Below are 21,548 nucleotides of genomic sequence, written 5' to 3'. Positions count from 1 at the left end.
GATTTTAGGCGAGTAGATTGAGCCCTGTGATGACGTACTCAAACTTGTATCCCGTGTCCCGCCTGGCCGCCGTGCGCGAGGCCACGGCCAAGGCCGGTGTCGACGCCCTGCTGCTGACGCCCGGCCCCGACCTGCGCTACGTGAGCGGCTACGACGCCAAGCCGCTGGAGCGGCTGACCTGCCTGGTGGTGCCCGCAGCGGCCGACCCGTTCATGATGGTGCCCAGGCTGGAGCTGCCCGCCGCGCAGGCGTCACCCGCCTCACGGCTGGGCCTGGACTTCGTGGCATGGGACGAGACCGACGACCCGTACCTGATCGCCGCGGACCGGCTCGGGCCGGTCGGCAAGGTCGGCGTGGCCGACCGCATGTGGGCGATGGCGTCGCTGCGCTTCCGCGACGTGCTGCCGGACACCGAGCAGGTCCTGGCCGGAAGCGTGCTGCGCGAGCTGCGGATGCGCAAGTCGCCCGCCGAGGTGGCCGCCCTGCGCGAGGCCGGCGAGGCGATCGACGAGGTGCACCGGCAGGTGCCCGGCCTCCTGCGGGCCGGCCGCACCGAGCGCGAGGTGGCGCGCGACATCGCCGAGGCCATCCTCGCCACCGGCCACGCCACCGTCGACTTCACCATCGTCGCCTCCGGCCCCAACGGCGCCAGCCCGCACCACGACGTGTCCGACCGGGTCATCCAGCCCGGCGAGCCCGTCGTCGTCGACATCGGCGGCCAGATGCCGAGCGGCTACTGCTCCGACTCCACCCGCACCTACTGCGTGGGCGAGCCGCCGGCCGAGTTCGCCGCCTACTACGAGGTGCTGCGCCGCGCCCAGGACGCCGCCTGCGCGGCCGTACGCCCCGGCGTGTCGTGCGAGTCGGTCGACGCCGCCGCCCGCGACATCATCACCGAGGCCGGCTACGGCGACCACTTCATCCACCGCACCGGCCACGGCATCGGCGTCGAGGGCCACGAGGACCCGTACATCGTCGCCGGCAACGGCGAGCCGCTGGAGCCGGGTTTCGCCTTCTCCGTCGAGCCCGGCATCTACCTGCCGGGAGCCCACGGGGCGCGGATCGAGGACATCGTGGTGTGCACCGAGTCCGGCGTCGACCGGCTCAACGTCACCACCAGGGAGCTGGTCGTCGTGTGACCCGCTCCCCGCGACGGCGAGCCGGGGAATGTCGGAGCTGATCGCTAGCGTCCGTGCCATGCCCGTCGCCGTTCCGGCGCGTCGTGCGCCCGGGGCGCCCCCTGCGCGGGCATGACCATGCGGAGGTGCTCAGGTGAACCCGTGGCGGGAGGTCGTCGGCCGCATCGAGGACGGCACGCTCGACGAGCTGGTGGCGTTCCTCCACTCGCTCAGCGACCTCGGCAGGCGGGCCGTCGCCGTGCAGCTGCCCGGCTACGTGGCCGAGGTGCGGCGCGAGGGCGTGGAGGGCCGCTGGTGGCTCCAGGACCGGGCCGCCAGGCTGCGCGCCGCCGGCGCCGCCTGCCTGAGCGGCGCGGCGCAGGTCGCCGACTGGCTCGACCGCCAGGACCTGCGCCAGGTGCGCGACCCCCGGACCGACGCCGTGCGCCTGATGTCCCTGCTCTCCCGCCGCACCGGCGAATGGCGCGCCGACCTGGCCGTGCGCCTGGTCGAAGGGCTGCGGCCGGTGCGGCGGCGCCGCTTCGACGAGCGGGTGCCCAACTGGGAGCTGGCCGCCGCGCTGGTGGAGGCCACGGGCGTCGAGCCGCCGGACAACGACGCGTTCGCCGAGGGCTGGGCGTGGCGGCTGGCGACCGCCGTCTGGATGACGCAGGACCCGCCGCCGCCGCACGACGTCGTGGTGCCTCGCCTGTTCCAGGCGGCGGGGGTGGCCGCCGCGCTCAACTGGAGCGAGACCCGCAACCACGGCGTCTCCGCGGCGGCGCGCCTGGCGGACATGGCCGGCGACGGGCTGGTCAAGCGGCAGACACTCGTCGACGGCTGTGCCGGCCGGTTCATGGCCGGGGGCGCGGCCGATGAGGTCGCGCCGTTCATGACGCTCTGGAGCCGCCTGGCCGTGGACGTGACCGAGATCCCGGTGCTCGACTTCGTCCGGGTGCTGCCGTCGGCGTCCCCGGCCCTGGCCGGGCTGCTGGCCGGGGAGCTGCGCCGGGCCGACGAGGCCGGGCTCGTGGACGACGAGCTGTTCGGCGAGGCGGTGGGGGCGCTGGCCTTCCGCCGGGAGAAGAAGAACGTCGCCGCGGCCCTGTCCTGGATCGGCGCCCGCACCACGCCCGCCCGCGCCCCCGCCGCGCTCCACGCCCTGTCCACCGTGTTCACCGAGGAGTCGCCGGCGCTCCGCGACCGCGCCGTCCGCCTGGCCATCGCCCTCGCCACCACCCTCGCCACCACCCTCGCCGCCACCCTCGCCCCTCTGGCACTCACCCGGCCGGCCGGACCCGGTCCTGCGCCGAAGACAGGCCAGGACACGGACGAGGCGGACGGGACCCGTCCTGCGGGGAGGTGCGGGCAGGACGTGGACGGCACCCGACTCGCCGGGAGGAAGGGGCAGGACGTGGCCGAAGCGGTGGAGGCGGTGCGTGAGGCGGCGGGCGGGCTGCCCGGCCCGTGGCGCGAGCGGCTGGGCGCAGTCATCGGCCCGATCCCGGCGCCGGAGCAGGCGACGCCCGTTCCTCCCGCGCTGGTGCCCGCCACCCTCCCCCCGCTGCCCGCGCCCATCACCACCCCTTGGGAGCTCGCGCACGAGCTGGGGGCCATGAGCCGGCAGGTCGAGCTCCAGCAGGCCGAGCGGATCCTCGCCGCGCTCGTCACGCTGGCCCACCGCGACCGCGACGCGCTGGCCGACGCCCTGCGGCCCTGGCATCGGGCGCTGGCCGAGGAGCATCCGCACCTGCCGGCCGGCCTCGGGGTGGAGTCGCGCGCCCGGCTGGTCCGGTGCGCGCTCGCGGTGGTCGCGCCCGGGCACGAAGGGGTTCCGGAAGACGAGCTCGACCGTCTCGCCCGCGACTACCCGCACCCCCTGCAGCGGTTCGTGGCCCGCCGGCTGGACGAGGTGCTGAAGCTGCTGGAGTCGGGCGGGAGCGTGCCCGTGCTGCTGGCCACCCCCACCGAGCCCACCGGACACCTCGACCCGGTGACGTTGCTGGAACGCATGGAGCTGCTGGGCGCCGAGCCGCTCGACGCCGACTTCCACCAGGCCCTGCTGCGCCTGCCCCGGCGGGTGGACCCCGCGCTCGCCGGGCGCGCCGACCGGCTCGGCTCCGCGGCGGGGCGGACCCTGGCGGACTGGCTGCGCGGCGGCGCGCCCGACCCCGAGGTGACCTGCCGCGTGCGGGAGACGCCTCTCCCGCACGGCTTCGCGCACGTCGAGACGGACTGCCGGATCACCCCGCCGCGCGACGTCCCGCCGCCGATCGCCGAGCTGTGGACCGCGTACGACGGACCCCGCTACCTGACCTACCCCCACACCATGGCGTGGTGGCCCGCGCTGATGCCGTCGCACCGCGAGGTCGTCGCCGCCCACGTGACCCACTTCCTCTACCAGGGCGTCATCCGCCGGAGCGGCGAGACGGCCCTCGCGGCGGCCATCGCGCACGGCGACGGGCCCACCGGCGACGCCGTCGCGGCCGTCGTCGCCGCCGGACTCGGCCACCACCACGCGGAGCGGCGTGGTCACGCCGTCGAGGCGGTCCTCACGCTGGCCGCCCGGGGCGACCTGCCGGCCGCCGCCCTCGGCCGGCTCATGGCGCGGTTCGTCGCCGCGGGCGCGGCCAAGCTGGGCGCCCTCACCAGGTCGCTGGAGCACGCCGCGAACGCCGGCGCGTACACCGAGGTCTGGGACGTCCTGGCGGAGGCGGTGCCGGCGCTGCTGCCCGCGCCGGGCGAGCGGCCCCGCGCCGGCTTGGCGGGCCTGCTGGCGGTCGCGGCCGAGACGGCGGCGTACGCGCGGACGGCCGGGCCGCTGCCGCCCCTCGCCCCGGCGGGCGGACGGCCAGGGGCCGCGCCGCTGGCCGAGCTGGCGGCCCGCAAGGGAGGCAGCCGGGTGGTGGAGGAGGCCGGCCGGCTCCTGACCCTCGTCCGCGACCCGGACTGACTGCCGGCGGCGCGGGGCGGCGGTTCAGAGCCACCCGCTCCTGCGCAGCAGCCGGAAGACGACGAACGCGGCGACGGCCATGAGACCCAGGATGAGCGGGTAGCCGAACGGCCAGTGCAGCTCGGGCATGTGGTCGAAGTTCATCCCGTAGATCCCGGCGATCATGGTCGGCACGGCGATGAGCGCCGCCCACGACGAGATCTTGCGCATGTCGGCGTTCTGCTGCATGGCGACCTTGTTCTGCTCGCGGGTCACCAGCGCCAGGTGGGCGTTCAGTGCGCTGGTGAGGAGCTCGTTGTGCTCGTCGATCCGGGTGTCCACCCGCAGCAGATGGTCGAGCACGTCGCGGAACTGCTCCCGGATGCCGGCGCACAGCTCCACCCGGCCCTTGACGATCTCGTCGAGCACCGGCACCAGCGGATCCTGCGCGGTGCGGAACTCCAGCACCTCCCGCTTCAGCGAGTAGATGTCGGCGGTCACGTCACCCAGCTCGCCGCCGAAGACCCGGCGCTCCAGGGCGGTGAGGTCGGCCTCGATCTCGTGGGAGATGCGCCAGTACGAGTCCACGACGTCGTCGCAGATGGCGTAGAAGACACCGGCGGGACCGGCGTCGAGCAGGGCGGGGTCGTTCTCCAGGCGGCGGCGCACTCCGGCCAGCGGGGCCGCCTGGCCGTGCCGGACACTGATCACGAAGTCGGCGCCGAGGAACAGGTTGATCTCGCCGACCTCGACGTCCGAGGTCTCCTCGACGTACAGCAGAGGCTTGAGCACCACGAACAGGGTGTCGTCGTAACGTTCGAGCTTGGGCCGCTGATGGGCGTGGATCGCGTCCTCGACCGCCAGCGGGTTGAGCTCCACCTCGCTGGTGATCAGGTCGAACTCCTCCTGGGTGGGCTCGTGCAGGCCTATCCACAGGAAGCAGCCGCCCCTGGCGCGGGCACGGCCGAAGGCGTCGCTGATGTCGCCGCCGATGGTCTCGCGCACGCCGTCGTGGTAGATCGCCTTGTCCACAATCACATCCGGCATTGTCGCCCATGCGGCGGTTCCGGCGACCGGCGGGCGCCCGCGCGGCCGGGGCCGCCGGAAAATCCGCAGCGATTCAAGGGTGTATCAAATCCGCTCTCGTCCCCTCTGGGTAAGGCGAGGGAGGGAGAAGGTCATGTTCGTCGGCAGGGAGGCGGAGCTCGCGAGGCTACGGGCCGAGCTGTGCCTGGCGGCGGCCGGACCGGCGCGCAGAGCGGTGATCGAAGGGCCGGAGGGCATCGGCAAGACGGCGCTCATCCGGCACGCGCTCGCCGGCGCCTCCGGGGTGCGGACCGTCTCCGCGAGCGGCGACGCCGGCGAACGGCACCTCAGGTACGGCGTGGCCCGCCGGCTGCTGCCCGACCTGGCGGCGGACGACCCGTGGACCGCCGGCCAGGCCCTGTGCGAGACGATCCGGCGCGCGCAGGCCGCCGGGCCCGTGGTCGTGGTGGTGGACGACGCGCAGTGGGCCGACCGGCCGTCGCTGCGCGCGCTCTGCTACGCCGTGCGGCGCCTGGGCGGGGAGCGGGTGCTGGTGCTGGCCGCCTGCCGCGACGCCGACGATCCGTGGCTGCCGACCGGGCTGCGGCGGCTGCTGACCGGCGACGGCGCCTGCCGGATCTCCCTCCAGGGACTGTCGGTCGCGGAACTGGCCAGGTTGCCCGTACGGGAGCCCGAAGGCGCGATCGGGAGCGCGGGACGGCCGCGGGGGAGCTCGGGACACCCGGGCGAGGCGGCCGTCCCGAGGCGGCGGCTCCGGGGGGGTGTGGGGAGCGCGGAGCCGTCGCCTGAGGGGGTGCGCGCCCTCGCCGCGTCCCCCGAACTCACGCCACTGGACAGAGAGCGCACGGAGGCGGCACCGGGGGAGTCGGCACCGAGGGAGACGGCGCCGGGGGAGACGGTGCCGGGGGAGGCGTTGTCCGAGCCGGCCGCGGCGCGGCTTCGTGCGCACACGCTGGGGAACCCGCTGCACGCCCGCGCGGTGCTCGCCGCCGTCCCGGTCTCGGCGCTCGCCGATCCCGGGGTGCGGCTGCCCGCCCCTGTCACGTACGTGCACACGTTCACCCGGCGACTGCGGTCCTGCGGTCCGTCGGCGCGGGCGCTCATCGGAGCCTGCGCGGTCCTGGGGGAGGACTGCACGCTGCACGAAGCGGCGACGGTGGCGCGGGCGATAGCCGAACCCCGTGCGGGCGGCCCGGAGCACGACAGGCCGGAGCGTGAGGGGCCGGAACGTGATGGGCCGGGGCGCGACAGGCCGGAACGTGGCGGGCCGGGGCGCGACAGGCCGGAACGTGGCGGGCCGGGGCGCGACAGGCCGGAGGGGGATGGGCCAGGTGTGAGTCCGGAGCTGGACGCGCTGGAGGAGGCCGTGGCCGCCGGGGTGCTGATCGAGGAGCCCGGCCGGGTGATCAGGTTCCGCGAGCCGCTGGGACGGGCCGCCGCCTACGACGCGCTCGGCGCCGGGACCCGGGCGCGGCTGCACCTGGCGGCGGCGCGGACCGTCGGCGACACCGGGACGGACCTGCGGCACCGGGCCGCCGCGGCGGCGGGCCCCGACGAAGGACTGGCCGAGGAGCTGGCCCGGTACGCGGCCAAGGAGGCGCAGCACGGGCTGTGGCGGGAGGCGGCCGCGCATCTGGGGCTGGCGGCCGAGCTGACGCACTCCGCCGGGCGGCGCGACGAGTTGCGCACGGCGGCTCTGGAGCACGTGCTGGTCGGCGGTGACGTCGTCCGCGCCGCCCAGCTGGCCGCCGTGCCGAACACCGACCCGCGCCCGGTGCGCCGTTACGTGCTCGGCAGGCTCGCCCTGGCCGAGGGCCGCCTGGAGGATGCCGGGCGGCTGCTGGAGGAGGCCTGGTCCCACCGGGAGGCCCCGTACGCGGCCGACGTCGCCGAGAGGCTCGCCTGGCTGCGCCTGCTCGGCGACGACAGGCCGGAGGCGGTCCGGTGGGCGCGGGTGGCGCTCGCCCAGCCGATCCAGAGTCCCGCGGCGCGCCCGTACGACGTCCTGGCGCTGGCCGGGGCCCCGTGCCCGCAGGCGCCGGCGGGGAGCCTCGCCGAGGCGGTGCTGCTGCTGCGCGAGGACGCCGTCGGCCGGGCCCGTGAGGTGCTCGACCGGGCGGCCGAACGCCTGGCCGAGGCCGGGCTGCCCTGCCACCGGCTGCTCGCGGTCGCGCTGCTGGCCGTGGCCGAGTATCGCGACGGGCGCTGGGACGACGCCGTCGAGCGGGCCGAGCGCGCCGTGGGCGAGGCCGCAGGGCTGGGCCAGCGGTGGCTGCTGCCGTGCCTGGAGGTGGTGTGCGTGGCGCCGCTGGCCGCCCGGGGCGAGCACGACCGGGCGCTGGCGCACGCGGCGGCGGCGCGCGCGGAGGCCAGGCGCCAGCGCAGCGTGCTGGGCCAGACGCAGGCGGACCTGGCGATGGCCGCGCTCGGCGCGGGGGCGGCGCCGCCGTCCGCCGGCGACGCGTTCGTGCCCGACCCGCGCCCGCACCTCATCGAGACGCTTGTGGCGGAGGGCGCGCTGGCGGAGGCCGAGGCCGTGCTCGGCGGGCTGGCCGACACCGGCGACGGGTCGCGGGCGCGCGCCCAGCGGGCCAGGCTGGAAGGGCTGCTGCTGGCCGCCAGGAACGTTCCATCCACGGCCGAGGAGCGTTTCCTGGCCGCGCTGGAGCTGGCGGGCGGCGGGGAGTCCGCCATCGAGGAGGCGCGAGTCCTCCTCGACCTGGGCCGGTTGCTGCGGCGTACCGGGAGGAGGAGGGCGGCGGCGGAGCGGCTGCAGGCCGCGCGGGCGGTCTTCGCGGGGCTGGGGGCCGGGCCCATGGTCGCGTGGTGCGCGCAGGAGCTGCGGGCGTGCGGGCTGGAGCCCGCGGTGACGGCGCGGCTGGGGCTGACGCCTCAGGAGTTCAGCACCGCGACGCTGGTGGCCGACGGGCTGACCAACCGGCAGATCGCCCGTCAGCTGCTGATCAGCGTCAAGACGGTCGAATACCACATCGGGAAGATCTATACCAAGCTCGGCATCGGCTCCAGGGTGGCGCTGGCAGCCAGGCTGGCCGATTACGGAGAGAGCTCATGACCACACCCAGGGCGGGAGCCGGGCCTCCCGGAGGATGACACCCGGCCGCGCCGGAGGAGGGGACCGGCGCGGCCGGCCACGAGCAGCGTGGCGGCGGGAACGGCGATGGAGAACCAAGGGTCCTGGCGACATCACCGGGAACGTCCGCCACGCGCGGCCGGGTGCGCGCCCCGCGCGCACCCGGCCATCCCCACCGCCCGCCTCGGCGATCCGTCCAAGTGCCGGCCGGGTGCCGACCGTGAGTCCTCGGCGGGTCCGCGGTGATCGGCCGGGTGTGGGCGAGGTCGCGTCAGACGCGGATCCACGAGGTCACCACCGGGCCGCCCGAGGGCGGGACCACCCGCAGCCGGAGCGGCCCCGGCGTCAGGGCGTCGGCCGAGAAGCGGCCCAGCCCGTCGGAGCGCACCCGCTGCTCGCCGTCGCGGCGCTGCACGCGGATGTCGGTCGCCACCGACGGGGTCAGCCGGCCCATCAGGCGCCGCCCCGCCACCTCCAGCTCCACCTCCACCTCCGCCGTACGGAAGGTGAGCAGCCGGGGCGCCCCGGGCCCGCGGACCCGCGTCGCCGCCCGCTCGTCCCACGAGTCGAAGGCGAGCAGCGCCAGCTCGGCGTCGAGGGTGCGGAGGGTGAACGCCCGCATGGCGTCCTCCAGCAGTTCCGGCGGCACCGGGTCGAGCAGGCTCGCGATCGCGCGCAGCTCGTTCTCGAGAGCGAAGTCGTCATCCATGTCGTTCACCTGGAACCCCCGTCTCGTCCTCGTCGCTCCACCAGCACGCCGAGCCGCTTCAGGCAGCGTCCCCGCATGGGTCCGATGCTGCCCACCGCGATGCCCAGGCCGGCGGAGATCTCCTGGTAGGTGGGCCTCGGCGAGGCGATGAGGGCGCGCAGCAGGAGCCGGCAGCGCTCCGACAGCTCCTGGAAGGCGTCCCAGACCTCGCGGGCCCGCTGGGCCTCGGCGACCTCCTCCTCGGCTTCGAGCAGCAGCAGCTCGGGCGAGCGCTCGTCCACGTCGAACCCGATCAGCGCGATGTCGCTGACGGGGACGGCCCGGCCGCTGGTGCGGATCACGCGCAGCGCCTCGTTCCTGGCGGTGGCGGCCAGCCACGCGCCGGCCTTCTCGGGGTCGCGGATCCTGGTGAGGTGCTCCGCGAAGCGGAACCAGGTGGTCTGCGCGACGTCCTGGGCGTCGGCCGCGACCGGCAGGTGGGCGCGCGCGACCGCCCACACCAGGCCGCTGAAGCGCTGGTAGAGCTCCCTCCAGGCGTCGGCGTCGCCGTCGGCGGCTGCTTTGACGAGGGCTGAGGTCTCATCCAGCGCGGTGTCGTCCACGGTGTCGTCCACGGTCCTTTTCAGTCCTGAGGCGGAAAGCTCATGATATTTCGTGAGCCGCTCCAGGACAGGAGAACGTCGCGTCACCGCAGGTAACCGCTGAGGTCCGGCACGGACAGCCGGCCGGCCACCAGCTGTGCCGCCGCCTGCCGCGAGGAGATGCCCGCCTCCGACATCCGGGCCGCGATCAGCCCGGCCACGATCGGCGTGGCGAAGGACGTGCCGCTCCACTGCGCGAGACCGGTGAACGTGGCCGTGTCGCCCGCCTTCATCGGCCCCACGCAGGTGCAGCCGGAGTACAGCGGGGTGTCGGCGTGCCGGCAGGACGTGCAGTGCGGGTAGCCGTAGGTGTACTGGCCGGAGGCGAAGGCGTTCACCAGCCGCTCGCCCGGCGCGTACACGGTCACCCAGGGGCCGTGGTTGCTGAAGCACGCCCGGCCCTGGCCGTCCTCGCGCAGCGCGCCCACCGAGATCACCAGGTCGCCGGAGGCGTTCACCGGCTCCCCGGCGTACGCGGCCGGCCAGAACGGGTCGGTGCCGCCGTCGTTGCCCGCGGCCGCGACCAGCACCGTCTCCGGGTGCAGGGTCAGCTCGGCCATGAAGTCGGCCAGGCCGAGCAGTGCCGCCGCGTCGCGGCTCCTGGTGCCGGCCGACAGCGACAGGATGTCCGGCCACCCGTGGGCGGCGAGTGTGTCGCGGATGGCCAGGCCCAGCTCGTCCTCCGGCACCGCGCCCGCGTACGGGAACGTCCGGTGGACCTGGACGTCCGCGGCCGGCGCGGTGCAGCGCACCACCCCGGCGACGAACGTGCCGTGCCCGGTGTACGGGCCGATCACGCCGTCGGTGACCTCGTCGGTGACGTCGCCGCCGACGGCCGGGATGGCCGGGTCGCCCGAACCGGCGGCCAGCCACTGGTGGTCGAGGTAGCCGGGCACCAGCCCGGTGTCGAGCACCGTCACCCGCACCCCGGCCCCGGCGTCGCGGGCGGCGCGCGGCGGGCGCAGCGGCCCCGAGGCCGGGACGGGCTCGTCGCCGGGGCACAGGTTGACGCCCGCCACGGTGACCAGGTGGACCGGGGTGGCGCGCACCCGGCGGCCGGCGAGCGTGTCGGCGACCATCCGCGCGCCCCGGTCGCCGACGTACAGGCGGCGCACCGACACCCGGCCCGCGTCCCGCTCCGGCGGCCACACCACCTGCGGGTCGGCCTCGCCCGGCACCAGGTCCATGACCATGTTGGCGGCCCGGTCCAGGTCCTGGGCGGGGACCAGCACGTGCCCGTCGAGCTCGGCGTAGGCGGGCTCGACCAGGGAGCCGGGCGCTGCGCCCTCCGGTCCCGCGACGGCGCGCACGCCGTCGGGCAGGGCGGCGTTCACCATCTCCAGCTGCGCCCAGAAGCGGGCGTCGCCACCCGGATCCGGTGTCGTCATCGTCGGTTCCTCCCGGGAGTCCGCGTCGGCCGGTGAGAAGCCCGCCCGCCGGCCCGCCGGGCGGGGTTCCCATGCTTATGAGCGCCGGGGTCCGCGGCTGATACATCGCGGGGGCCCGCGTGGACGCGGCCGGGGGCCGGCTCTACGATCGATGCGTGTCTGGGGCCCGCGAACCCGGCGATCCGCATGACGTGCTCGCCATGGTGTTCGCGCGCCCGAAGGAGGCGCTGCGCGCGGCCAGGGCCATCCTCGCGGGCGGGCGCGGCCCGTACGACTCCTCGATCGCCCGGCAGGCGATCGGCATCCTGCACCGCGAGTTCGGCGACCTGGAGGCGGCGATCGCCGAGCTGCGGCAGGCCGTGCGGCTGGCCCGCCGGTCCGGCTCGCCCGACCGGGAGGCCGACGTGCTGGCCACCCTCGGCATCGCGCTCGTGCACCGCGGCCGCACCCGCTCGGGGCTGTCGGCGCTGGACTCGGCCGTGGGCCGGGCCACCGGCACCACCCGCGCCCGCGTGCTGTTCCGGCGGGCCGGCGCCCGCTGGATCCTGGGCCGCCACCGCGAGGCGCTCGACGACCTCGGCGTGGCGGCGCCCGCGCTGCGCCGGGCCGGTGACACCGTGTGGGCCGCGCGGGCGCTGAGCCTGCGCGGGCACGTGCAGCTCGCGCTCGGCGGCGTCCAGGACGCCGACGCCGACTTCAGCGTCGCGCAGCGCATGTTCGCCACCACCATGCAGGAGCACGACTCGGTGGTCGCCATCCAGAACCGGGGCGTCGCAGCCTTCGTGGCCGGCGACCTGCCCACCGCGCTCGCCCTGCTCGACGAGGCCGACCAGGGGTTCAGGCGGCTCGGCACGCCGATGCCCGACCTGGTCGCCGACCAGTGCGCGGTCATGCTCGCCGCCGGGCTCGCCCGCGAGGCGCTGGAGCAGGCCGACGCCGGGCTGCGGCTGATCGCCCGGCTGCGCGGCCAGGCCACCCGGCGGGCCGAGCTGCTGCTGCTCGCCGCCAGGGCCGCGCTGCTCGCCGCCGACCCGGGGACCGCCCGGGAGCGGGCCGCCGAGGCCAGGGCGCTGTTCGCCGGGCAGCGGCGCGGCTGGTGGGCCGAGCACGCCCGGCTCATCCTCGTGCAGGCCGGGCCGGCCGAAGGGCCGACGCCGCGGCTGCTCGCCGACGCCCGCCGCCTCGCCGGCCGGCTGGAGGAGCTGGGCTCGCCCGACGCCTGGCAGGCCCACCTGCTGGCCGGCCGCGCCGCGCTGGAGCTGGGCCGGGCCGCCGTGGCCGACCGTCACCTGGCGGCCGCCGCGCGGGCCAGGCACGGCGGCCCCGCCACCGCGCGGGCGGGCGGCTGGCTCGCCGAGGCGCTGCGGGCCGAGGCGGCCGGGCAGCCGCGCCGGTTGCTGCGCGCCTGCCGGGCCGGGCTGGCGCTGATCGAGGAACACCGGCTCACGTTCGGTTCGTCGGAGCTGCGGGCGCTCGTCTCCGCCCAGGGCGTCGAGCTGGTCAAGCTCGCGCTGCGCCACCTGCACCGCGCCGGGCGCAGCCGCGAGCTGCTCGCCTGGACCGAGCGGTGGCGGGCCACCGCGCTCGCCGTGCCGCCCATGCCGCCGCCCGAGGACCACGAGCTGCTCGGCCGGCTGGCCGCGCTGCGCCGCCTGGACCAGCTGCTGGACGGGGCCAGGTCGGGCGGCGCCGCCTCCGCCGGCCGCCTCGAACGCGAACGCGCCGCGCTGGAGGCCCGGGTGCGCGCCGAGACGCTGCGCCTGCGCGGGCCCGGCTGGCGCGAGGAGAACGGGTTCGACTGCCGTCGGGTGCTGGAGGCGCTCGGCCCCGGCGGACGGCTGGCGGAGCTGGTGCTCATCGACGGCACCCTGCACGTGCTGCTGTGCGGCGACGGCCGGGTGCGGCGGTACGCCGTCGGGCCGGCCGACCGGGCGGTGGCCGAGACGGAGTTCGCCCGGTCCCGGCTGCGCCGTCTCGCCTACGAGCCGCGGCCCGACCCGCTGGAGCTGGCCGCGCTGGGCCGGCGGCTGGAGGAGGTCGTGCTCGGGCCGGTCGCCGCGCTGCTGGCCGGCGGGCCGTGCGTGGTCGTGCCGCCCAGCGTGCTGCACGCCGCGCCGTGGGGGCTGCTGCCGTCGCTGCGGCGCACCGCCTTCAGCGTCGCGCCGTCGGCCGCCGCCTGGCTGCGCGCCCGCTCCTCCGCGCCGCCTTCCGGCCGCCGCGTCGTGCTCGTCGGCGGCCCGGACGTGCCCCACGCCAAGGCCGAGGTACGGGCCATCGAGGAGCTGTACGAGGCCCGCGACCTCACCGTGCTCGACGAGGGGGCCGCCACCGCGCAGGCGGTGCTGTCGGCCATCGACGGCTGCCGGCTCGCCCACCTGGCCGCCCACGGCACCTTCCGCGCCGACAGCCCGATGTTCTCCGCGCTCCACCTCGACGACGGCCGGCTCACCGGCTACGACCTCGAACGCCTGCGCCGCGCCCCCTACCGGCTCGTCCTGTCCAGCTGCGACTCCGCCCAGATGGCCGCCGTCGGCGCCGACGAGCTGCTCGGCCTGGCCACCGCGCTGCTCCATCTGGGCACCGCCGGCATCGTGGCCAGCGTGGTGCCGGTCAACGACGAGACCGTGGTCCCGCTCATGGTCAGGTTGCACGCCGGGCTCAGCGGCGGGCTCGGCCTGGCCGAGGCGCTGCGGCGGGCCAGGGGCGACGACGTGTCGTTCATCGCGATCGGAGCCTGACCGCCAGGGTGGTGTCCCTTGATCGGACGCTCGTGATCATGTGACAATTCGCTCACACAGCGATATCTGCGGGTATATGGGGGTAATCGCCGATGATCCGCATGCCGGCCGAGCGGCCATGAGGCTGCCCGGCGAGCTGGACGAGGCGTTCGAGCTCGGCCGGACGTGCGCGCTGGCCGCCGAGTGCGACCGGGACCTGCGACGCTGTGCCCAGATGTACGGCGGGCTGTTCCCGGGGGCGGCTTTCGGGCCGGAGCTGTATGCGGCGCTGTCGCTGGCGAGCGCGTTCGGCGCGCCGTGGGCCACCGCCGACCGGCTCAAGGTGGTCAACAGGGCCGCCCTGTGGGTGCGCGCCCTGGACCGGCTTGTCGATCACACCGCCACCACCCGCGAGCAGGTCAACCAGCTGATCCGCGACTGCCTGGAGGTCGCCGACGGCGCCCCGCCCCGCACGGCGGTCACCCGCTTCCTGGCCGACCTGCGCGACGAGCTGGCCACCGTCAAGGAGTTCGCCGACCTGCACTGGCTCTGGCGCGACCAGCTCGGCAGGACCCTGGCGGGGATGGCCAGGGCGTGGGTGTGGCGCGACAGCGCGGCCGAGGTCTCGCTCGACCGCTACGTCGGCAACGCCGACAGCCACGGCAGCTGCTTCGTCGACCTGTCCCACCTCATCTACGCCGGCGACGCGTGGGCCAGGGAGCACCTGGAGGAGCTGCGGCCGGTCTGCGAGCAGGTGCAGCGCTACCTCCACCTGCTCGGCGACCTCGCCTCGTACCGCAGGGACCTGAGCTGGGGCGGGCTCAACGTGCTGCTGCTCGGGGTGGCCAGGGCGGAGGTCAACGAGGCCATGGCGGGTCTCGCCCGCGAGGCGGGCGAGCGGATCCGCGGGGTGGGCGAGCCCAGCCCGCGGACGGCCACCTACCTGTGGCGACAAATCGGCTTTACCACTGGTTATCACAATATTTCAGCTCATCTGCCGGCGAAGTAGCGAAGCGCTACGAAATCCTGACAAGCAGGTTTACTAGCACTCGATATCGGAGCCATCCGGAGAGGCTGAAGACGACAAAAGTGACATATTGATTTCAGCGAGGCATGGGCACTTGAGTGAGGTTTGCAGCATTGCTAGGGTGAATCGATGCCGGGCACGTGGACTTCTTGACTCACCTTGACACAGCGTTGACCGGAAGGGCTGTGGTGAGCCGGCGGGTGCGGCGCGGGCCATGGAAGGACCTACAGGCGGTGCTGGATGGACTTCGGGCGTTCTGATCCCTGGCGGATGCCCATCCCGATCAAGATCGTGATCGCCGGAGGCTTCGGCGCGGGCAAGACCACCATGGTCGGCGCGGTGTCTGAGACCAGGACCGTGCGCACCGAGGAGATGCTCACCCACGCCGGCGCCGGCGTCGACGACCTGACCGGCGTCGAGACCAAGCCCACCACCACCGTGGCGATGGACTTCGGCCGCATCACCATCGGCGGCGAATACACGCTCTACCTCTTCGGCACCCCCGGGCAGGAGCGGTTCCTGTTCGTCTGGGACGAGCTGGCGGTGGGCGCGCTCGGCGCCGTCGTGCTGGCCGACACCCGGCGCCTGGCCGACTGCTTCCCGGCCGTCGACTACTTCGAGAAACGCGAGCAGCCCTTCGTGGTGGCGCTCAACTGCTTCGACGGCGCCCGGCCCTTCACCATCGGCGAGGTCCGCCAGGCGCTCGGCCTCGACCCCGGGGTGCCGATCGTGCGCTGCGACGCCCGCCGCCGCGACTCCGGCAGGGACGTCCTGATCGCCCTCGTCGAGCACGCGATGCGCAAGGGCGCCTCCCCGGTCGGGACGATGTCGTGAGCGCGACCGGCTACCTTTGACCGATGGAGGAGATCGACCGCCGGATCGTCGCGCTGCTGGCCAGCGACGGCCGGATGAGCTTCACCGACCTGGCCAGGGAGACCGGGCTGTCCGTCTCGGCCGTGCACCAGCGGGTGCGCCGCCTGGAGAAGCGCGGCGTGGTGCGCGGCTACGCCGCGATCGTCGACCACGACGCGATCGGGCTGCCGCTCACCGCGTTCATCTCGATCAAACCGATCGACCCCGCGGCGCCCGACGACGCCCCGGAGCGGCTGGCCCACCTCAGCGCCATCGAGGCGTGTCACAGCGTCGCCGGTGACGAGAGCTACATCCTCAAGGTGCGCGTCGCGTCCCCCGTGGCGCTGGAGGAGCTGCTGCAGCAGATCCGGGCCGCGGCCAACGTCTCCACCCGTACTACGGTGGTGCTGAGCACGCCGTACGAGCATCGCGCCCCGGACGTGACGCAGGCCGGCGAGGGCGCCGGCGCGGGCTGAGCGCCCGCCCGCGTAGATCATGCAGCCGTCGTCCCACTGGAGCACCACATGACCAAGAGCACCGCCGCCCCGGCCACGCGCGCCGAGACGCGCGCGGAGCTGAGCCGGGTCCCCTACGACCTGCTGGTCATCGGCGGCGGCATCCTGGGCACGTCCGTCACCTGGATGGCGGCCCAGGCGGGGCTGCGGGTCGCCATGGTCGACGCGGGCGACTTCGCCGGCGCCACCTCCAGCGCGTCCTCCAAACTCGTCCACGGCGGCCTGCGCTACCTCCAGACCGGCAACGTCAAGCTCGTCGCCGAGAACCACCGCGAGCGCAGGGCGCTGGCCGGCGACATCGCGCCCCACCTGGTCAAGCCGCTCACCTTCGTCGTCCCGATCTACCGGGGCGGCCCCCACGGCGCGGCCAAGCTGGGCGCGGGCGTGTTCCTCTACTCCGCGCTGTCGGTGTTCGGCGACGGTGTCGGCAAGGTCATCACCCCGCAGCAGGCCCAGGCCAGAGTGCCCGCGCTCAAGACGGACGGGCTGCGCGCCGCCGCCGTCTACGGCGACCACCAGATGAACGACAGCCGCGTCGCCGTGATGACCGTGCGCGCCGCCGTCGACGCCGGCGCGACCGTGCTCAACCACGCCGAGGTCGTCGGCCTGCGCAAGACCGGGGCCACCGTCACCGGCGCCGAGCTGCGCGACCGGCTCGACGGCGGCGAGTTCGGCGTGTCGGCGCGACTCGTGCTCAACGCCACCGGCCCGTGGGTCGACCACCTGCGCCGCATGGAGGACCCCGCCGCCGAGCCGAGCATCCGCCTGTCCAAGGGCGCCCACGTGGTGCTGCGCCGCCACGAACCGTGGAAGGCGGCGCTGACGATCCCGATCGACAAGTACCGCGTCTCCTTCGCCATCCCCTGGGAGGACCACCTCCTGCTCGGCACGACCGACGAGCCCTACGAGGGCGACCCCGCCGACGTACGCCCCACGGAGGCCGACGTCACGCAGATCCTCGACGAGGCCGGCCACGCCGTGCTCGACTCCCAGCTGCGCCGCGAGGACCTCACCTACTCCTTCGCCGGTCTGCGCGTCCTCCCCGGCGGCCCCGGCCGGGTGGCCGCGGCCAAGCGCGAGACCGTGCTCACCCGCGGCACCGGCGGCATGCTCTCGGTCGCGGGCGGCAAATGGACCACCTACCGCCACATCGGCCGCGTAGTGCTCGACACGCTCGCCCACCTGCCCGGCCGGCCGCTCGGCGACGACCTGGCCGACATCCTGCCGGCGGTGCCGCTGCCGGGGCTGGCCAGCCCCGACGCGGTGGCCATGCGGCTGTGGACCGAGCGCGACCCAGGCGCCCGCATGGACCCGCTGGTGGCCCGCCACCTCGCCTCCCACTACGGCTCGATCGCCTTCGACCTGGCCCGGCTCATCCGCGACGATCCGGCCCTGGGCGAGCGCATCCACCCCGGCGGCCCCGACATCTGGGCGCAGGTGGTCTACGCCCGCGACCGCGAGTGGGCGGTCACGGTCGACGACGTGGTCCGTCGCCGTACCACGCTCACCGTGCGCGGCCTCGACACGCCGGACGTGCGCGAGCGGGTCGCCGGCGTCCTCACCGGCTGACTCCCGCCCGACTCCCGTCCGACTCCCCGCCGCCGCTCACCCCTCACGCAAGGACGCCGCGGTGAGCCGGCGCACCGCCTCCGCGTACGGCGGATCGAACCAGTAGTCGGCGTGCCCGCGCGTCACCGGCAGCGGATCGCCCGGCTCCGGCCTGGCCGGGTCCCAGCAGAAAAGGTCGACCGCCGACAGCGCCTCGCGCGGCCCGAACGGATCGACCCGCTCGAAGACGGGCCCGCCGATCGGATCGCTCAGCCGGTACAGGTTGAACCACGGCACCGCCCGGCGCACCGCGTCCAGCGCCTCGGGCCCGAAGTACGCGGGGAAGTACGCCGCGTACAGCCGCCGCAGCGGCGAGCCGTGCGTGAGCAGCCGCACCCGCCCGCGCACCGCCGGATCGAGCTGCAGCACCACCGAGGCGCCGATGACGCTGCCCTGGCTGTGCCCGGAGATCAGCACCAGGTCGGCCTCGTCCGCGGTCAGCCGGCGGATCCGGGCGATCAGCTCGGGCAGCACCCGCTCGGTGTAGCACGGCGGGCTGAGCGGGTGGACGGCACGCGGCCAGAACGTGGCCACGTCCCACAGGATCCCGACGGTGCGGCGCAGCCCCGGATCGCTGTACGCGCGCCGTCCGAGCAGCACCAGCCCGGCGAGGGAGGCGGCCATCGCCCAGCTGCCGACGGTCGCGAGCAGCCCGGCCGGCCCGCCCACCGGGTCGAGCAGCCGGAACTGGTAGAAGACCGTCACCGCCGCGAATCCGGCCAGCCCGATCCCGGTCAGCAGCCCCAGGGCCTGCCCCGCCCGGTCGGTCAGCCCCGCCAGCGCCCACGTGCGGGCCACCTCGCCGCTGTGCCGTCCGTAGTGTGGCTCCAGCCTGGGGGCCAGCCGGGCAGCGTCGGACCTGCTCGCGTTCCACAGCACCAGCCCGGCCGCCACCAGGCCCGCGACCAGGACCGGCACCAGCGCCGCCGTCCACCACACCGGTTCGTCCAGGAACAGCCTGCGGCCCGCGGGACCGCCCGCGCCCGGCGAGGCCGGCACCCCGAAGAACGACGCCGTCCAGAACATCACGCCCAGCCCGAGCGCGTTCGCGACGGCCGCGGCCACCAGCAGCGCGAACCAGCTCGCCAGCCCGCCCATCGCCCGCGGCCCCGTCTTCCGGTCGAGCCCGGCCAGTCCCCAGGTGCCCGCCAGCATGAACGCCACCAGCGCCAGCGTCAGCACGAACTGGACCGTACCCGCGCCCACTCCCGGCAACTGGCGCGAGGCGGGCGCGCCCGGCAGCCCGGCCGCCGCCGCGATGAGCGTGACGGCCGGCACCACCACGCCCGCCGCGCCCAGCGCCGAGCAGATCCGGCCGAGCAGCGCGCCGCCCGGGTCGCCGGCGCCAGGATCCACCCGCCGCGCCACCCCCGGCGCGGCCACCAGCAGGGCGGCGGCCACCAGCAGCACCGCGTTCGCTACCGTCAGGACCAGCCCGGGCCCCGACCGGGTGAACGGAGCCGCCACCGACAGCCCGATCCATCCCAGGGCGAACGCCACGTGCGCCGCCCGCAGCCGCCGCACCGGCTCCTCGCCGTGCCACAGCCGCGGCCGGGCCAGCAGCGGGGCCGGCCCGCCGAACCCGCCGGGCTCCATCGCCGTCCGTTCGTCGCGCTTCCACGTCCGCCGCCCGGCCGCCCACAGCACCACCACCAGCGCGAGCGGCACCAGCGCGGTCACGGCCAGCCGCCGCGAGGGGTCGTCGCCCCACAGCTCGCCCATCCACCGCACCCAGCCGGGCGCGGTCTCGCCCGCGCACGCCCGGCCCGCGGCGGTGCACTGCCAGCCGATCAGGTCCACGCTCGCCCGCGTGACGGTCGCCACCAGCGTGCCGGTCAGCAGCAGCGCGAACAGCCGCTGCGCCGCCTCCACGGCCCGCCGCAGCCGCCGCCCGCCCACCGGCCTGGGCAGCATGAAGTACGCCAGATTGGCCAGCGCGAACGGCAGGAGCAGCAGCCACATCGCGATCGTCCGGCCGCCGGAGGTGAGCCCGGCCCACGCGTACGCCTCGCGACGGCGCTCGCCGGGCACGTCCGCGTCCTGCGTCTCCGGCCGCCCGGCGGGCCACCAGCGCCGGAAGAACCCCGTGGTCCCGTCGCCCGCGACCAGCCGGGGATGCGGATGGTTGAGCATCTCCGCGGGCGGCGTGCCGGCCACGCCGTGCACCCGCAACTCCGTCAGACCGCCCGTGCCGGTGTCCAGGAACCCGTCCATGACCGCAGCATGATGAGGGCGCGGCGGCCACGCCAGGCGAAGGGCTACTCTGTCACGCCCACGCCACTGTCAAACGCGGGCAAAGCGGACATCCTGTCGGGTGCTCTGCCGGGTGCCCTGCCGGGTGCCCTGTCCGGCCTGGTGGCCGCCGTCGCGCCCGTCGAGTCGAGCACCTCGTCCCGCACCGTGGCCAGCGCCAGGTCGAGCGCCCCCACCAGCACCGCGTTGCCCGCCACCCGCGACAGCCGCACCCGCGGCCCGGCGATGGTCAGCGCGTGCAGCTCCTCCTCGACCAGCCGCCGCAGCGGCTCCCCGCCCGCCAGCGGCACCGCGCCGGTCAGCACGATCAGCGGCGGGTCCATGACCGAGGTGATCGCCGCCAGCCCCACCGCCAGCCGCGCCGCCACCTCACGCAACGCCGCCGCACTCCCGCCCACCGCCCCGGCGCCCGCGCTCGTACCCGACGGGGGAGGCAGGCGTGGGGCCGCTGCCCGCGCCTGCAGGGTCGCGTTCGTGATGGCCTCGCGCAGGTTAGCGCCCCGGACGCCGTGGCGGCGCAGGATCTCCAGCACCGCCGCGCCGCCGGACAGCGCCTGGAAGCCGTGGTCGGCGTACGGGCCGCTCTCGCGGGCGGTGGGCGCGCCCGGCGCCGGCATGTAGCCGACCTCGCCCGCGCCGCCCGTCGCGCCCCGGTGCAGCCGGCCGCCCAGCACGATCGCGGCGCCGATGCCCGTGCCGGCCCACAGCAGCACGAAGTCCGGCGTGCCCGCCGCGGCCCCGTGGGCGCGTTCGGCCAGGGCCACCAGGTTGACGTTGTTCTCCACCGACACCGGCACTCCCAGACCCCTGGACAGCGTGCCCACCAGGTCGTCGAGGTGCCAGCCCGGCATGTCCTCCGCGGTCGCGTACCCCAGCCGTCCCGTGGCGGGGTCGACCGCGGCCTGTACCCCGATCACCACGTGACGGGGCGGCGCGGGCGGCCGCGCCCCCGCCAGCGCGGCGCGCAGCCGGCCGACGAGGTCGCCGCCGGCGGGTTCCAGCGCGTACTCGCCGACCACAGTCCCCGTCAGGTCCGCCACCCGCGCCTCGATCCTGGCCGAGGTGACGTCCAGCGCGGCCGCGTACCCCGCCGCCGGGTTGATCCGGTACACCTCCGCCGTGCGGCCCGGCAGCCCTTCACGCACCCCGTCCAGGACCACCAGCCCCGCCCGGCGCAGGCGGGCCAGCAGCTGCGACGCGGTCGGCTTGGACAGACCGGTCAGCGAGCCCAGTTCCGGGCGGGTGAGCGGGCCGCGTTCGAGGAACAGCCGCAGGGCCGCGCGATCGTTGATGGCGCGTAGCAGACTGGGGGTGCCCGGTACGGGACCGCTCACGTGTCATCCTCCACCGCAAGGGTTAGGAAACTTTCCTAACTGACGGTGACCGTAAAGAGCGCGGGCGGTCCGGTCAAGAGCCGTGCCGGAAGCCGTGACCCGTAGGCGGGAAAGGCTCGTGCGAAAAGAAAGCGGTAAGGGCAAAACCATGATGGGCAAAAGAGAGGAGGGCGCTGCAACAGGCATGCTAATGTCGTCGTTTGTCGCAACAACAAACAGAATGGCCCGGAGCGTCCCATTAATCACAATAATGGTCTGGCGGCAACCCGTCAATCGGAACTCGCCAGGGAGCAAGCGTACGTCACCCGCCTCTACG

Annotated in this window: 14 protein-coding genes; 8 read left to right on the top strand and 6 right to left on the bottom strand. The window is 75.3% G+C overall.

Translation table 11 applies throughout. The annotated features are described in order from the left end of the window. Positions 1-29: 29 nt before the first annotated feature. Both ACQEUU_RS22830 and ACQEUU_RS22825 read left to right on the top strand, forming a co-directional pair. A complete protein-coding gene (locus tag ACQEUU_RS22830) occupies positions 30-1,139 on the top strand; it encodes a M24 family metallopeptidase (protein WP_433069004.1) in 1,110 nt (369 codons plus the stop codon). Positions 1,140-1,272: 133 nt separating this feature from the next. After that, positions 1,273-4,071: a hypothetical protein gene (locus ACQEUU_RS22825; RefSeq protein WP_433069001.1), complete on the top strand. Its 2,799-nt coding sequence runs from the start codon at positions 1,273-1,275 to the stop codon at positions 4,069-4,071. 24 nt (positions 4,072-4,095) lie between these two features. Here ACQEUU_RS22825 and ACQEUU_RS22820 read toward each other — a convergent pair whose 3' ends face one another. After that, entirely contained in the window at positions 4,096-5,097 is a 1,002-nt protein-coding gene (locus ACQEUU_RS22820; RefSeq protein ID WP_433068998.1) for a magnesium and cobalt transport protein CorA, read from the bottom strand. 133 nt (positions 5,098-5,230) lie between these two features. Between ACQEUU_RS22820 and ACQEUU_RS22815 the strand changes: the two genes are divergently transcribed. Continuing rightward, complete coding sequence (locus tag ACQEUU_RS22815) at positions 5,231-8,170, top strand: AAA family ATPase (RefSeq protein WP_433068995.1); 2,940 nt, start codon at positions 5,231-5,233, stop codon at positions 8,168-8,170. Positions 8,171-8,459: 289 nt separating this feature from the next. Here ACQEUU_RS22815 and ACQEUU_RS22810 read toward each other — a convergent pair whose 3' ends face one another. From ACQEUU_RS22810 to ACQEUU_RS22800, 3 genes are all read right to left on the bottom strand, one after another. Next, positions 8,460-8,897 (bottom strand): hypothetical protein, encoded by a 438-nt coding sequence (locus ACQEUU_RS22810; RefSeq protein ID WP_433068994.1) that lies wholly within the window; start codon positions 8,895-8,897, stop codon positions 8,460-8,462. Positions 8,898-8,902: 5 nt separating this feature from the next. Further along, the gene (locus tag ACQEUU_RS22805; protein WP_433068992.1) at positions 8,903-9,511 is read right to left on the bottom strand and encodes an RNA polymerase sigma factor; all 609 of its coding nucleotides are present in this window, start codon (positions 9,509-9,511) and stop codon (positions 8,903-8,905) included. Positions 9,512-9,582: 71 nt separating this feature from the next. After that, the gene (locus ACQEUU_RS22800) at positions 9,583-10,926 is read right to left on the bottom strand and encodes a S8 family peptidase (protein WP_433068989.1); all 1,344 of its coding nucleotides are present in this window, start codon (positions 10,924-10,926) and stop codon (positions 9,583-9,585) included. A 155-nt stretch (positions 10,927-11,081) separates the two neighbouring features. Here ACQEUU_RS22800 and ACQEUU_RS22795 point away from each other — a divergent pair, with 155 nt between their 5' ends. From ACQEUU_RS22795 to ACQEUU_RS22775, 5 genes are all read left to right on the top strand, one after another. Further along, positions 11,082-13,664, top strand: a complete 2,583-nt coding sequence (locus ACQEUU_RS22795; RefSeq protein ID WP_433068986.1) for a CHAT domain-containing protein — start codon at positions 11,082-11,084, stop codon at positions 13,662-13,664. Between the two features lie 118 nt (positions 13,665-13,782). Beyond that, positions 13,783-14,652 (top strand): terpene synthase family protein, encoded by an 870-nt coding sequence (locus ACQEUU_RS22790; protein ID WP_433068983.1) that lies wholly within the window; start codon positions 13,783-13,785, stop codon positions 14,650-14,652. A gap of 288 nt (positions 14,653-14,940) precedes the next feature. Then, a complete protein-coding gene (locus tag ACQEUU_RS22785; RefSeq protein ID WP_433068981.1) occupies positions 14,941-15,504 on the top strand; it encodes a GTP-binding protein in 564 nt (187 codons plus the stop codon). A gap of 23 nt (positions 15,505-15,527) precedes the next feature. Continuing rightward, complete coding sequence (locus ACQEUU_RS22780; RefSeq protein ID WP_270159656.1) at positions 15,528-15,998, top strand: Lrp/AsnC family transcriptional regulator; 471 nt, start codon at positions 15,528-15,530, stop codon at positions 15,996-15,998. A 48-nt stretch (positions 15,999-16,046) separates the two neighbouring features. Next, positions 16,047-17,606: a glycerol-3-phosphate dehydrogenase/oxidase gene (locus tag ACQEUU_RS22775; RefSeq protein WP_433068977.1), complete on the top strand. Its 1,560-nt coding sequence runs from the start codon at positions 16,047-16,049 to the stop codon at positions 17,604-17,606. A gap of 36 nt (positions 17,607-17,642) precedes the next feature. On the opposite strand, the gene ACQEUU_RS22770 is transcribed toward ACQEUU_RS22775, so the two are convergent. Continuing rightward, a complete protein-coding gene (locus ACQEUU_RS22770) occupies positions 17,643-19,859 on the bottom strand; it encodes a hypothetical protein (RefSeq protein ID WP_433068975.1) in 2,217 nt (738 codons plus the stop codon). Positions 19,860-19,903: 44 nt separating this feature from the next. Next, on the bottom strand, positions 19,904-21,232 hold the full coding sequence (locus ACQEUU_RS22765; RefSeq protein ID WP_433068972.1) for an ROK family transcriptional regulator: 1,329 nt from the start codon (positions 21,230-21,232) through the stop codon (positions 19,904-19,906). Positions 21,233-21,548: the final 316 nt, after the last annotated feature.

It is taken from the genome of Nonomuraea sp. CA-218870 (assembly GCF_050936535.1).
GTDB classification, from domain to species: domain Bacteria; phylum Actinomycetota; class Actinomycetes; order Streptosporangiales; family Streptosporangiaceae; genus Nonomuraea; species Nonomuraea corallina.
Note: the sequence above shows the minus strand (reverse complement) of the source record. Positions and strands in the feature narration are given on the sequence as shown.

Bases quoted from the DNA above. Each gene is read 5' to 3' on its own strand.
- ACQEUU_RS22830 (WP_433069004.1), top strand. From the start codon at position 30: ATGACGTACTCAAACTTGTATCCCGTGTCCCGCCTGGCCGCCGTGCGC.
- ACQEUU_RS22820 (WP_433068998.1), bottom strand. From the start codon at position 5,097: ATGCCGGATGTGATTGTGGACAAGGCGATCTACCACGACGGCGTGCGC.
- ACQEUU_RS22815 (WP_433068995.1), top strand. From the start codon at position 5,231: ATGTTCGTCGGCAGGGAGGCGGAGCTCGCGAGGCTACGGGCCGAGCTG.
- ACQEUU_RS22810 (WP_433068994.1), bottom strand. From the start codon at position 8,897: ATGGATGACGACTTCGCTCTCGAGAACGAGCTGCGCGCGATCGCGAGC.
- ACQEUU_RS22800 (WP_433068989.1), bottom strand. From the start codon at position 10,926: ATGACGACACCGGATCCGGGTGGCGACGCCCGCTTCTGGGCGCAGCTG.
- ACQEUU_RS22790 (WP_433068983.1), top strand. From the start codon at position 13,783: ATGAGGCTGCCCGGCGAGCTGGACGAGGCGTTCGAGCTCGGCCGGACG.
- ACQEUU_RS22785 (WP_433068981.1), top strand. From the start codon at position 14,941: ATGCCCATCCCGATCAAGATCGTGATCGCCGGAGGCTTCGGCGCGGGC.
- ACQEUU_RS22780 (WP_270159656.1), top strand. From the start codon at position 15,528: ATGGAGGAGATCGACCGCCGGATCGTCGCGCTGCTGGCCAGCGACGGC.
- ACQEUU_RS22775 (WP_433068977.1), top strand. From the start codon at position 16,047: ATGACCAAGAGCACCGCCGCCCCGGCCACGCGCGCCGAGACGCGCGCG.
- ACQEUU_RS22770 (WP_433068975.1), bottom strand. From the start codon at position 19,859: ATGGACGGGTTCCTGGACACCGGCACGGGCGGTCTGACGGAGTTGCGG.